The sequence below is a fragment of the Pseudomonas sp. D4-21 genome, from assembly GCF_051132125.1.
Classification (GTDB): Bacteria; Pseudomonadota; Gammaproteobacteria; order Pseudomonadales; family Pseudomonadaceae; genus Aquipseudomonas.
The window spans coordinates 2,620,877-2,633,576 of the sequence record NZ_CP071664.1 but is presented as its reverse complement, the minus strand read 5'-3'; the positions used below and the strand labels follow the sequence as shown (position 1 = coordinate 2,633,576).

Below are 12,700 nucleotides of genomic sequence, written 5' to 3'. Positions count from 1 at the left end.
CAGCTGGCCGTTTCATAGGAACAACCCCGCCACACGTTAGTTTCCTGTTTTCCGATGGCCAGCACTTGCCCACGGACAATCTAGCCAGCCTGCATCGTCGGGCATCAGGCTTCGAGCACCAAAGGCTCGCTGCCCTGGGCCGGTACCGCGCAACAGATCAGCACTTCGCCGTCGGCCACGGGTTCGGCGGGTTGGGTCAGGTAGTGCACCTGACCTTGGGTCATGCGGGTTTTGCAGGTACCGCAGGAACCGCCACGGCAACTGAATTCCGGATTCAGGCCGCGGGCCTCGGCCAGCTCGAGCAGCGTCCCGCTGCCGGGTTCCCAGCGGGCTTCCTTGGCCGAACCGGAGAACAGCACTTTCACCGCCTCAGTCGCCGCCGGCACCTGTTCGGCGGCCGGTACGCGGACCTCGATATCGCGCACCAGCGTAGACGGACCAAAGGTTTCAGCGTGAATGCGATCATCCGGGATACGCAGCTTGCGCAGGCCGTCGTAGAGCGCCTGGGTAAACGTGCCCGGACCGCACAGGTAGTAATCGTAGTCGTCCAGCGGCAGCAGTTGCTTGAGCAGCGCCACATCGATTCGTCCGGCCACGTCATAACCCTGCCCGGGTTTGCCGTCGGTGGGCGGTTGGCTGACCAGGCGCAGCACTTTCACTTTGTCACCGGCACGCGCCACCAGCTCATCGATTTCCTCGCCAAAGGCCAGGTCGGCCACGTGCCGGGCACTTTGCACCAGCCAGACCGGACGCATGCGGCTAATGCGTTTTCCTTGATAGACCACCTCGCGCAGCATCGACAACAGCGGCGTGATGCCAACGCCCGCCGCCAGCAGCACCAACGGCCGGCGCTCGGTGGCGTCCACCGTGAAATGACCTTGTGGCGCCCGGGCTTCGATATCGTGGCTCGCCTGGATCTGCTCATGCAGATGCGAAGAGACCGCGCCGTCACGCTTGACGCTGATGCGCAGGAAATCATCCGAGGGCGCGCTGGACACGCTGTACGTCCGGATCGAAGGCACGCCCTGCCCCTCCAACAACACCCGCACGGGCAGATGCTGCCCGGCCTCGAACCGGGGCAAGCCGGCACCGTCGGTGGTTTGCAGATAGAACGAGCGGATGTTGTGGCTTTCGTCCACCACTCGCGTGACTTGCAGCGCACGCCAATGGGTACGCAGGACCTCGGCCTGCAAGCGTTCGGCAGTCTGTTCCCAGTTGCCGGTCATCAGTGAATTGGGCGAGTCGCCTTCAGCCTGATCCTTCCAGCGCAACGGTATTGCCGTCGAACGGTAGACCACGCGCTGCGGGGTGAACCGCAATAACCGTTCGGCGCCCTGGAACGCGGCGATCTGCGGGTCTTCCAACACCACCTGCGCTGAACCACTCATCTGCAGCAGGTCGCCGGTCTGGAAATCGACGAACACCAAGCCTGCGCGGGGGTTCAGCAGGATGTTGCCGAGCGTGTTGAAGAACAGGTTTCCAGAAAAATCCGGGATGGTCAGCGTCCCGTCCTCGTCCATGCGTACGAAACCGGGCTTGCCGCCGCGATGGGAGGCGTCGACCTGCCGTTCACCGTCGCGTACCACGTAAGTGGCGATGTAGAACGAGTCTGACGCGGTGACCAGACGACGAACCAAAGGATCGGCTACTTCCAGCTCACGTGAGGCAGCAGGCTGCTCATCGACGAAGCGGTATTGGCGCAGATTGATGTAGCGCGGGCAGTTGCCATAGGCCTGGGTCACCGAAATCTCCAGGCCCTGGTCAAGCTCGCGGCGCACCACGCCGTTCATGCGATTACGCCGACGGGTGTGCAATTCGATACCCAGCATGCCGATGGCGTCGCCCTCGCCCAGCCCTTCTTGTGCCGGGTCTTCAGGCTGCGGATCGAAATGGATATGCAGCGTTTCAGGATCAGGTGAATTCATGAAGCCGGGCTGCCCGGTGCGCAGAGTCGCCCAGACATCGCCCTGACGATCCACTGCCCCAAGCACCACAAACGGCAATTGCCCGTAGAACTCCCGGTGCTGGTCCGGCATCCAGGTACGCGCCAGTTGTCGCTGACCGACGCCAGCCATCATCTCAACCGCCCCGACGGAGCGCTGCAAGGTCAGCTCCCCTTCATGCCAGGGCGAAGATTGTGCTTTGGTGGCTTCGTTCATCAGCTACTCCTCGCGCCCCCCGTTTTGCAACGGGGTTGAATGCGCATTGGTCAGGGAGGGTCCATCACACCGATGGCGAACGGTGCATGAGGTGGAGCCATCTTCTGCCCAAAGCGGTGGCGCAGGAATACGCATGGATTGAAATCCACTGTTTCATTAAATGGAATGACCCTTCAAAGCGCTGCGCCGTCGACTCGACTTATCTTGTCGGTTGCCCTTGTCTGCCTGACAGAGCGCCCATAGATTAGAGTCCACGTCTCGACGCCAGCCATAGCGCAAACGTGTCGTGGCTTCGTCCCGGAACAAGTGCACTCAACGATAAGGTACGTTCATGAGCCAAGCGTCTTACGTTCCACCCAAAGTCTGGAAACACGAGGCCCCCTCGGGTGGCCACTTCGCGAGCATCAACCGGCCTGTCGCCGGGCCGACCCACGAAAAAGACTTGCCGATCGGCGAGCATCCTTTGCAGCTCTATTCGCTGGCAACGCCCAATGGCGTGAAAGTCACGATCATGCTCGAAGAGCTGTTGGCCCTCGGGCACACCGGCGCGGAATACGACGCCTGGCTGATTCGCATCGGCGAAGGCGACCAGTTCTCCAGCGGCTTTGTCGAAGTCAATCCGAACTCCAAGATCCCGGCCCTGCTGGACCGCAGCGTCGAGCCGCCGACCCGTGTGTTCGAGTCCGGTTCGATCCTGCTGTACCTGGCGGAGAAATTCAGCGCTTTGCTGCCCAGCGATCTGGCCGGCCGCACTGAAACCCTGAACTGGTTGTTCTGGCAGATGGGCTCGGCCCCTTACCTGGGCGGTGGTTTCGGCCATTTCTACGCCTACGCGCCGGACAAACTGGAATACCCCATCAATCGCTTCACCATGGAAGCCAAGCGCCAACTGGATGTCCTGGACCGTCGCCTGGCTGAAAACCGCTACCTGGCCGGCGAGGCGTACACCATCGCCGACATCGCGGTCTGGCCTTGGTATGGCCAACTGGTGCGGAACAACGTGTACTCGGCGGCCGAATTTCTTAGCGCCCATGAGTACACCCATGTGCAGCGCTGGGCGGAGGAAATCGCCCAGCGGCCCGCAGTCATGCGCGGACAGCGTGTCAACCGGACCTGGGGCGATGAGGCGAGCCAGGTGCCGGAGCGGCATCGGGCGCAGGATTTGGGCTAGGCAAGGCACCATGGCGAGGGAGCAAGCTCGCTCGCCATGGAAGCTCTGCTATACCCCCGGCATGGGGTATTTCAGTCGTAGAACGGCTCGACCAAGGTACGGCTGCCGACGAAAAAGCTGTCCGCCACCAGGCGCAGCGGTTGCAGGTCCATGTCGCACGCCTTGTCATTGATCAGTTGCTGGAAGTGCCGGTACACCGCCGCGTACTCACCCTCCTGCGACACGACCTGGCGCACGCCGTCGATGCTCAGCAGCGCACCGCCGTTGTCCAAGCGCAAAGTGCCTTCGGCGCAACGAATCTCGATGCTCCAGAGCTCATCATGACCATGGTCGAAATCGAACTCCGCGCGGATATCGAGACCGCGCGCGTCCGACATCTTGATGCTCGCGGCGATGGGCGACTGGCAGTTGTCGGGAACCCGCAGTTCGGCCGACTCGACGAACAATGACAGCGGCAACAGGTGGGTGGCGATGGACAAGGCGTTGATGCCCGGATCAAACACGCCCAGGCCGCCGGGTTGCCAGATCCATGCCTGGCCGGGGTGCCATTTGCGCACGTCTTCCTTCCAATCGATCTGGACGCTTTGCAGCGTGCGGCTGGCAAGCCAGTCGCGGGCCGCCTCGATGCCGGGCGCATAACGCGAATGCCAGGCGAACAGCCCGCTGACGCCTGCCGCATGCGCCTGGTCCACCAACGCCATGGCCTCGCCCAATGTGGCGCACGGCGGCTTTTCCACCAGGACGTGTTTACCCGCCTCCAGCGCCTGCCGCACCAGCTCGAACCGGCCCTGGGGCGGCGTGCAAAACGCGACCGCATCGACGCGCGGACCTTTGTCCAGCAGCTCCCCCAGGGACTGGAAGTTCTCCACTCCAGCGCAAGGCTGCCCTTGGGTCGCGACCGCCACCAACTCGAACGCAGGGTTGGCGCGGATAGCGGGCACGTGTTGGTCCTGGGCAATTTTACCGTAGCCCACCAGACCGAGACGGATCGGTTGCATCGATGACTCCTGACTTTTGTACTTATGATGGGGCAGCAAACTAGACGTAAAACGCTTGTCGGACAATGGGCTCGTGGCCCGTTGCAGCATCTTATGTCTTGGCGGGGGCTTTGATGACCTTGGCGATGCGCTCCAGGAAGGGGTCGAGCCGCTCATGGGGTGCATCGTGTTCCACCACCAGCGCGGTGACTTCTTCACACGTCGCCACTTGGTAATGAGCAACGCTGGACAGCTTCTGGTTGGTAACCGCCACCACCACCTGACCGCTCGCCGCGACCACCGCACGCTTGAATTCGGCGTCATCCAGGCCAAACGCCGTCACGCCATTGTCCGGGTCGATGGCGCAGGCACCGACAAAACACAGGTCGAAATTGAACTGGCGCAATTGCTGGACGGCCGCCAGCCCGATCGCACCGCCGGCGACAGGGTTCAGACGGCCACCGAGCAGGATGACCTCGGCGTTGGGCAGCTTCATCAACTCCACCGCGATCAAGGGCGAGTTGGTGCTGATGGTCAAGCGCAGCGCTGGATCGATGGCACGGGCAATCGCCAGGTTGGTCGACCCGGCATCGAGAAAGACGTGCTGACCGGCGCTGAGCAACGACGCCGCCGTCCGGGCAAGGTCGTCCTTGCGCGCCGGATCCTGATGGATCCGAACGTCTATGGGCGCTTCGGCCGCCGGCAGGCGAATCGCGCCGCCATAGACGCGCTTGCACAAGCCTGCCGCCGCCAATGCCCCGAGGTCCCTGCGGATCGAGTGTTCGGATACATTGAATTCGCTGGCCAGGTCCGCCGCGATGACCCGGCCATAAACGGCGAGTCGCTCACTGATCAAGCGTTGGCGCTCGCCGGGAAATACTTCGTAAGTGGCGCTCATGACATCACAACCTGCATAAACGAGCATGAATAAACATAAACGAGCACAATATGCCGGGTCTTGTTCGGGTCGTCAAACCCCCGCCGCAGCCCAGGCTGAATCACCTTTCGTCACCCTCTCCCGCCGGGTCGCTGAACAGCGCCCCGTGACGCCAGTCAACACAAGGTCGGTTGCGTCATTTCGTTAACGAGCGACTTCCTCGGTCGCCGAGGATGGAACTATGAACACTGCAATCATTGCGACCCTGCTGACCGTCGCTCTCTCATTGAGCGTCAACGGTGCCCAGGCCGCGGAAACGAAAAAAGTCGATGTGCTGCTGGTGGGCGGCGGCATCATGAGTTCAACCTTGGGCATATGGCTCAACGAGCTAGAACCGGGCTGGTCGATGGAAATGGTCGAACGCCTGGATGCCGTGGCCGAAGAAAGCTCCAACGGCTGGAATAACGCCGGCACCGGCCATTCGGCGCTGGCCGAGCTGAACTACACGCCGATGGACGACCAAGGCAACGTCAACATTACCAAGGCCATCGAGATCAACGAGGCCTTCCAGATCACCCGGCAGTTCCTGGCGTGGCAGGTCAAGAGCGGCGTCTTGAAAAACCCCCGTTCGTTTATCAACTCCACCCCGCACATGAGCTTTGTATGGGGTGACGACAACATCAAGTTCCTGCGCAAACGCTACGAAGCGCTGCAGGCGAGCCCCTTGTTCCGCCCAATGCAATATTCGGAAGACCCGGAGCAGATCAAGAAGTGGGTGCCCTTGATGATGGAAGGCCGCGATCCGAATCAAAAGCTCGCGGCCACTTGGGCGCCGATCGGCACCGATGTGAACTTTGGTGAAATCACCCGCCAGTACGTCAGCTATCTGCAAAGCAAACCCAACTTCAGCCTGAAGCTGTCCAGCGAAGTGCGCGACATCACCCGCAATGACGACGGTACCTGGCACGTTGAATACAAGAACCTCAAGGACGGCGAAACGAGCGCCACCGACGCCAAGTTCCTGTTTATCGGCGCAGGCGGCGGCGCCCTGCATCTGTTGCAGAAGTCAGGCATTCCAGAGGCTGACGAATACGCGGGCTTCCCGGTCGGCGGCTCGTTCCTGGTCGCCGAGAACCCCAGCGTTGCCGAACGACACATGGCAAAGGCCTACGGGATTGCGTCCACCGGCGCGCCGCCGATGTCGGTGCCTCATTTGGATACGCGGGTACTGGACGGCAAGCGCGTCGTCCTGTTCGGGCCATTTGCGACCTTCTCCACCAAGTTTCTCAAGGAAGGTTCCTACTTCGACCTGTTCACCAGCATGACCACGCACAATGTCTGGCCCATGACCAAGGTCGGCATCGAGCAATACCCCTTGGTTGAATACCTGGCCGGCCAGCTCATGCTGTCGGATGATGATCGTTTCAAGGCCTTGCAGGAGTATTTCCCCCAGGCCAAGCAGGAAGACTGGCGCCTCTGGCAAGCCGGCCAACGGGTGCAGGTCATCAAGCGCGATGAGGAAAAAGGCGGCGTGCTGAAGTTGGGCACCGAAGTGGTGGCCTCCCAGGACGGCAGCATCGCCGGCCTGCTTGGCGCGTCCCCTGGCGCATCGACGGCGGCCCCGATCATGCTTGAAGTGATGCAACGGGTCTTCAAGGACAAGGTCGCCTCCCCGGCCTGGCAGCAAAAGCTGCACCAGATCGTGCCCAGCTATGGGACACGCCTCAACGACGATCCTGACCGTGTCTACGAGGAATGGAAATACACCAGCGACGTGTTACAACTGACACCGCCACCGGATATTCGTGGCAACAGTGAGCCGAAGGCTCCGACCAACAGCGATCCGGTGGGCCAGAAGCACAGCGACTCCGACCCGGACCTGGCGTTGTGAAGGAGGGCTGGCCGGCACGGGCTAGAACCATTCCCGGTGTTCCTCAAACGCCGCGCGGACCAGCGCCGCCAGCCGGGCGACTTCTTCCCGGTGTGCTTCGTCGCCGTGCACGGCCATCCAGACCTGCATCGTCATGTCCCGGCCGAACAACTCGGGTAGCGGCTGCAGGTTTTTTTCGAGCGCGCCTACGTAATGCGGCAGCAGGCCCACGCAAGCGCTCCACTGGATCATCTGGCGCATCAATTCATAGGAATTCACGTGGGTGACGCCAGAACGACGCGCCTCGACTGCTCTATTCCAAGGCTGCAGGGAAGCAATGTCCGCGTGGCTGTGCAGGCTCACCAACATGTAGTCCTGCAGTTCGACCAGGCTGCGCGGGCGGCTCGCTTCCCGTGAATAACGCTTGGCGATGTGCGGAATGTATTCCAGTTCGGCGAGACAACTGAGCTCGGCCACCGGAAACGACAGCCTCGGAGCCACGACTTGCGAGTCGGCGAGCCAGACGATGACATCCGCCTCGACCGGTTCGCTGTCGAGGCGCAGCAGGTTCAGGCGTACGTTGGCGTGCTGGCGCAGGAAGCCGAGCAGGTCGCGATTAAGGATGTCATGCAACAAGGGCTCCGCCACGGCCACACGAACCAGCGCCGGGTCCTCGTCGGACGTGCCGGGCAATGCCAGCAACGCACGGTGGGCCAGCAACTGGCTGCGCAGATGACGACCGTCCTGGCTGAGCACCAGCGCATTGCCTCGGTGCTCGAACAAAGGACGCCCGTAATGGCTCGATAGCCGCGAAAGTTTTTTGCGCAACAACGAAGCTTTGACGTTGAGGCTCCGCGCCGCCTGCATAAAACAGCTGCAACGGGCCGCCACCAGGAAGAACTCCAATGCCTGGAGATCCTTGAAGCCGTTCAAGACATCGGTACCTACCGAGGTGGCCTGCCGCGCACACTCGTGAATGAGATCAACCTCCTCCAACGCCATACGCCCTCCTCCCTAAGGTGACCCTCGAATTGCCGGACCGCTTAACGTACAGACTCCAATGCCTGATTCAGTTGCGCGCCATCGATGCTCAGCGTTGCCTTGCTCACCAGCCCTTCCATATAGGCCCTGGCCACTTGTTCCTGGCGCTGATTGCGCAGCGCCTCGCGCAGTTGTTCACGAACTTCATCCAGGCTGGCGGCGCGTGCCGGCTGCATGTCGGTCAGTTTGAGGATGTGAAAACCCGCCTGGCTACGCAACGCGTCGGAGACGCTGCCGACCCGTTGTCGGCTCAAGACTTGGCGCATCTCCGGCACATATTGCTGCAACGGTTGCAAGCCGCTGTCACCGCCCCGTTGGGCCGTCGCCTGGTCCTCGGAAAACTGCCGGGCGAGGTCGGCGAAATCCGCGTTGGGGGCCTGGGCACGACGAGCCAGCTCGGTGGCTTTCTTGCGCAGCGGTTCTTCGTTGGCTCCCGGCTCAACCGCGATGAAAATCTGGCTGACTCGGTACAGCGCCGGGCTTTGCAGCTTGTCCTTGGCGCTCTCGTAAGCCTGTTGCAGGGCTTGGTCATCCGGATAGTCGGCGGGGACCTGGCTGACGGATTGCAAGTAAGTGCGCAGCAAAATCTGTTCGGTAGCCGCGCGGGTCATCTGTTGGATGTCCGGACGCTCCTGCCAACCTTGGGCGTCGGCCTGCTGCAACAGGGCTTTCTCTGCCAGGCGCGCTCGGACCCACCCCTCCAGCGCACCACGATTGCCGCGCAGCTGCTCGCGCACCTGCGGTGTGAGCGCGCTCAACACAGCGTTGAGCTCGGCGCTGCTCAGTTGCAGTTCGCCCAGACTGGCCACGGCCGGTGCAGCCTCGGCCGGGGCTCTGGCGGGTTTCGGTTGTGCCGCAGGCACCGAGGCTTGGGATACGCCGTCAGGGTTGGAGATCACCGTCAGCACAATGCCGCCGAGCATCAGGACAGCCGCACTGATGCCAGCCAGTCTACTAAACCTGTTCATCGTAATCAGACCTCTTCGACCGCAGCTTCCTGCGTTACATCCGCACCGTCTTTGTGCTGCTCGCGTGTGTGCTGGCTGTAGTCGCGCAGGTACACCACGAACTCCTGCAACAGGCGGTCCCAGAGTTCCAGCACGCCACGCACGTGGTCTTCACTGACACCGGCGGCAACGATGGCATCCATTTCCATCACCAGGAAATCGCCCTGGCGACTCAGGCGGGCAAAGCGGCGACTGGCATTCCATACCTGGACCAGACCGTCAGGCAATTGGCCCTCGATGCGCAACGCGCAACTGAACGTGAAATCGACAAAGCTGCCCTCGGTGGCGGCCGGGTTGCCGAAACGCACGGCAAAACCAATGCCCTGGCTGGCGCTCAACAACTGAACCACGGCGCCTTGCTCGGTACGATTGACACGATAACCGGAGGCTTGCAGTAATTCGCCCAGTTGCTCGGGAGTGATGCTATGGATCAGTGTCTGTGCGGTCATGACAGGATGTTCCTTATGGTCATTTGATCAATGGTTAGTTGCCGGCAGTGGTCTTGGCGGCATCGAACTGGGTCTGGTACAGCGCATCGCCGTAGCGCTGCGCCAATTCTTCGAACTTCACCCGTGCCCCACTGGCGAAGGGTTGGCGGATCTTCAATACGTCGCTGACCTCGATGTTTTCGTAGGCAGTGAGGATCTCCTTGGCGATGCCGTACATCTCTTGGTTTTTCGCCACGCACTGCTGCACTTCACTGTCCCGACTGGTCAGGCTGGCTTGCAGCGTGGCGCGCGCCGCCTCTATACCCCGTGCGCGGCCCAGCAGCTCTTCATAAGCTTGTTTGAACTTGCCGACCTGCTCGGTACTGGCCGCGATCTGCGCCTGGGCGCTGCTGCGTACGGCGTCCTGTTGCGCGCCCAGTTGTTCGCTCTGGCTGCGGGCCTTGGCGAGTTCGGCGGTCAGTTGCTTGATTTGCGCTTGTGCCGCGCTCAGCTCGGTTTGTGCTGCCTGGCGCGCGGCGGCGCCTTGCGCCTGTTCGCTCTGCAAGGTTTGCAGCTGTTGAGTGGTACTGCGCAACTGGGCACGCAGGCGTTCTTCCAAGGTTTGCGCCGATGCGCCCAGGGCTGCACCGAGCCCCAACAGCAGCACCACGGCGTGGATCGCGGGATGAAATGACTTTTTCATGCTGTCTCTCCCGGCGCTAGAAGCGCGTGTTGAGCTCAAGTTGCAGAACGTCGATATCGAACGGCGCGCCGTAGACTTCTTCGCTGCTCAACCAGCGCGCGGTCGCGAAGACGTTGTCTTCGATGCCGTAGTTGCCGCCGAGGAAATAACCCTTGGCGTTGGTGCCGCCGAGGTGGAACGAGGAGTCGTTGAAGCCGTCCGGCAAGGCGTCCGGCTCGATGTATTTGTAGCCGGCGAACAGGTTCCAATCGCCGCGCTTCTTCAGGTCCAGGGAACTGCCCAGGGTGAACTGCAGCATCCAGGCGGTATCGCCGCTTTCGATGTCACCGTTTTCGTCCACGTTGTTGACCAGCGCACCGGCCGAGCGCTTGCGCATCTTGCCTTCGTCGTAACCAAGGTTGACCAGGTAGTTGCCCTGGCTGCGCAGCTTGAGATCGTCGAACAGCAAGGTGTCCCACACCAGATTCAAGTCAAGCACGTTGAACTCCGAGGCCAGGCCCACGAATTGTGGTTGCGGCGAGGTGGTCGGCGCGGAAGGGTCAGGCACCAGGTTGCGCAGTTCCATCAGGGTGTTGCCCTTTTGCATGAACGCCGGACGCGTTTCGTCACTGTCACAGGCCGGCGCGCCGTCGTAGATAGCGCAAGGGTTGGAGCGCCGCCCTTCGATGTCGTCAAACTGGTAGTAAGCCAGTGCCCCTTTGATGCTGTTGTCCGGCGCAAACGCCCAGGTTGCGCCAAGCTGGGCGCCGTAGAGCCACTTGTTCTCGCTGTCTTCCTTGTTGAAACCATCGCTCGACGCGCTGTCGGAGCTGTACTCCACCGGGAACGCACCGAGGGTGCCGAACATTGCCAGGTCGCGGCTCAACGGGTGATTGAACGAGCCGGCCAAGCCGTCGAAATTGAGGTCGTTGGAATACAGCAGATCGGTGGACATGAACGGGTTGGGCATGCGCCCGCCGGTGAAGCTCAGTTCCTTGGTGGGGCGATAGTTGAGGTAGCCCTGATCGAGCCACAGGTCCTTTTTGTCAAAGCCGCCGCCGAGGGTCTGGGTGGTGGAGACAGGACTGCTGTCCGATCCCGTGCCCAGGCGGATAGCCGCTGTCCATTGCGGGGAAAGCGCGGCGCGCATCCCCATGCGAGCCCGCAGGCGCAGCATGTTCTCGCGGTCTTCGCGGGTATTGAGCAACGGCGGAAGTTGCGAGCCGCTGTTGGGGTTGACGTCATAAGGCCCGCTGTTGTTGAGCTCGGCGAAGTCGACGATCTCGTTGCTGTTGCTGCCCGAGTAGAAGCGCGACTCGTTGCGCAAGCGCACGTCGCCTTCAAAGGTGATGCGTGAGACCCAGTCGGGGAAGGTGTTGGGCTGGGCCCAGTTTTCCTGTTTGGCCTGGGCGATCACTTCGGCTTTCACCTGGTCGCGAATCTGTTCCCGAACGATGGCCGGCACGTATTGCACCCGCACCTCCCCCGGCGCGCCGGGCGCTGGCACCGGCGCGGCAGTCGCGGCGGCCTGCCGGGCTTGCACGGCCTCGGCTTCGGCCTGATTGATCAGCGCTTGCGCCTGGTCCTGCTTGAGCACGCCTTGTTGCACCAACAGGCGAATCAGATTGACCGTCGCGTTCTGCGAGGGTGTCTGCGCCAACGCGCTGCCCGCCAGGCTGGCGATCACCAGGCCGACGCCCAGCGCCAATCGATTGATTTTGCAGATCATGAACACAACTCCTAATGGTCTCTTGTCGACCCGGCTCAGCCCGGTCGGCGTCCTTGTAGGCGGATACGCACCGGCACCTGCAACGAGGCGGGTGGACGTTCCAGATGGGGTGAAGCGCGCAAGGTCGCCAGAACCTTGGCGTCGAGTTCGGCATCGCCACTGCTGCGTCCCAGCTCCACGCGCGTCACGCGACCGGCCTCGTCCAGCCAGACGTCGGCCTCCAGGCGGAACGCCAGGTTGCGCAGCTCGGGCGACTCGCGCAGCAAGCGCTGGAAGCTGTAGGCAAGGAACTGGCTGTAGGTGCCGTTGCCGAGGCGTCCGCCACCGGCGCCAGCCATCCCGCCGCCCTTGCCCGCGCCGATATTGAAAGCGTCGGAGCCAGCCTGGGCGTCGCTGTCCATTTGCATCGGGTCGGCCAGGTCCTCAGCGGGTGAAGGCGGTGCTTCTTCCTCCGGCTTGACTTCCTCCGGTTCGGGCGTGGGTTCGGGCTCGACGATTTTTTCTTCCACCGGCTTTTCCGGCTCCGGCGGTTTTTCCGGGGGCGGAGGCGGCGGTGGCGGCAACGGAATGATCGCGGGAATCTTCGGCGCCTCGCGACGGATGCCGCTCATGTCGTTGGCCCATGACCACAGCAGCCAGGCCAGGCCCGCGCCCACCAGCAAACCGACGGTCCACTGCAATACGCGGCGCACCCTGCCGGTGCCGTCCCGCTGTCGTTCCAGGCGTTCGTTTTGCGGCTGTTCAGGAAAAGACGTCATG

11 protein-coding genes are annotated in these 12,700 nt (G+C 62.2%); 2 read left to right on the top strand and 9 right to left on the bottom strand.

The genetic code is table 11. The features are described from left to right. Positions 1–104: 104 nt before the first annotated feature. The gene (locus tag J3Q04_RS11830) at positions 105–2,159 is read right to left on the bottom strand and encodes a 2Fe-2S iron-sulfur cluster-binding protein (protein WP_434605970.1); all 2,055 of its coding nucleotides are present in this window, start codon (positions 2,157–2,159) and stop codon (positions 105–107) included. A gap of 331 nt (positions 2,160–2,490) precedes the next feature. Between J3Q04_RS11830 and yghU the strand changes: the two genes are divergently transcribed. Continuing rightward, complete coding sequence (yghU, locus tag J3Q04_RS11825; RefSeq protein ID WP_434605972.1) at positions 2,491–3,330, top strand: glutathione-dependent disulfide-bond oxidoreductase; 840 nt, start codon at positions 2,491–2,493, stop codon at positions 3,328–3,330. Positions 3,331–3,401: 71 nt separating this feature from the next. On the opposite strand, the gene J3Q04_RS11820 is transcribed toward yghU, so the two are convergent. Beyond that, complete coding sequence (locus tag J3Q04_RS11820; protein WP_434605974.1) at positions 3,402–4,328, bottom strand: Gfo/Idh/MocA family protein; 927 nt, start codon at positions 4,326–4,328, stop codon at positions 3,402–3,404. A 91-nt stretch (positions 4,329–4,419) separates the two neighbouring features. Then, on the bottom strand, positions 4,420–5,205 hold the full coding sequence (locus tag J3Q04_RS11815) for a DeoR/GlpR family DNA-binding transcription regulator (RefSeq protein WP_434605976.1): 786 nt from the start codon (positions 5,203–5,205) through the stop codon (positions 4,420–4,422). Between the two features lie 220 nt (positions 5,206–5,425). Here J3Q04_RS11815 and mqo point away from each other — a divergent pair, with 220 nt between their 5' ends. Next, positions 5,426–7,075 (top strand): malate dehydrogenase (quinone), encoded by a 1,650-nt coding sequence (mqo, locus tag J3Q04_RS11810; protein WP_420763769.1) that lies wholly within the window; start codon positions 5,426–5,428, stop codon positions 7,073–7,075. A 21-nt stretch (positions 7,076–7,096) separates the two neighbouring features. Here the strand turns inward: mqo and J3Q04_RS11805 are convergent, their stop codons facing one another. From J3Q04_RS11805 to J3Q04_RS11780, 6 genes are read right to left on the bottom strand one after another with little or no spacing between them, the layout of a single operon-like run. Then, positions 7,097–8,056, bottom strand: coding sequence for a LysR substrate-binding domain-containing protein (locus J3Q04_RS11805; protein WP_434605979.1), 960 nt, complete (start codon positions 8,054–8,056; stop codon positions 7,097–7,099). 41 nt (positions 8,057–8,097) lie between these two features. Continuing rightward, positions 8,098–9,063 (bottom strand): peptidylprolyl isomerase, encoded by a 966-nt coding sequence (locus tag J3Q04_RS11800; protein ID WP_434605981.1) that lies wholly within the window; start codon positions 9,061–9,063, stop codon positions 8,098–8,100. A gap of 5 nt (positions 9,064–9,068) precedes the next feature. Then, positions 9,069–9,551 (bottom strand): YbjN domain-containing protein, encoded by a 483-nt coding sequence (locus J3Q04_RS11795; protein WP_434605983.1) that lies wholly within the window; start codon positions 9,549–9,551, stop codon positions 9,069–9,071. 34 nt (positions 9,552–9,585) lie between these two features. Beyond that, on the bottom strand, positions 9,586–10,233 hold the full coding sequence (locus tag J3Q04_RS11790) for a DNA repair protein (protein WP_434559109.1): 648 nt from the start codon (positions 10,231–10,233) through the stop codon (positions 9,586–9,588). A 16-nt stretch (positions 10,234–10,249) separates the two neighbouring features. Next, positions 10,250–11,941, bottom strand: coding sequence for a putative porin (locus J3Q04_RS11785; protein ID WP_434605985.1), 1,692 nt, complete (start codon positions 11,939–11,941; stop codon positions 10,250–10,252). Between the two features lie 35 nt (positions 11,942–11,976). After that, the gene (locus J3Q04_RS11780) at positions 11,977–12,699 is read right to left on the bottom strand and encodes an energy transducer TonB family protein (protein ID WP_434605987.1); all 723 of its coding nucleotides are present in this window, start codon (positions 12,697–12,699) and stop codon (positions 11,977–11,979) included. Position 12,700: the final 1 nt, after the last annotated feature.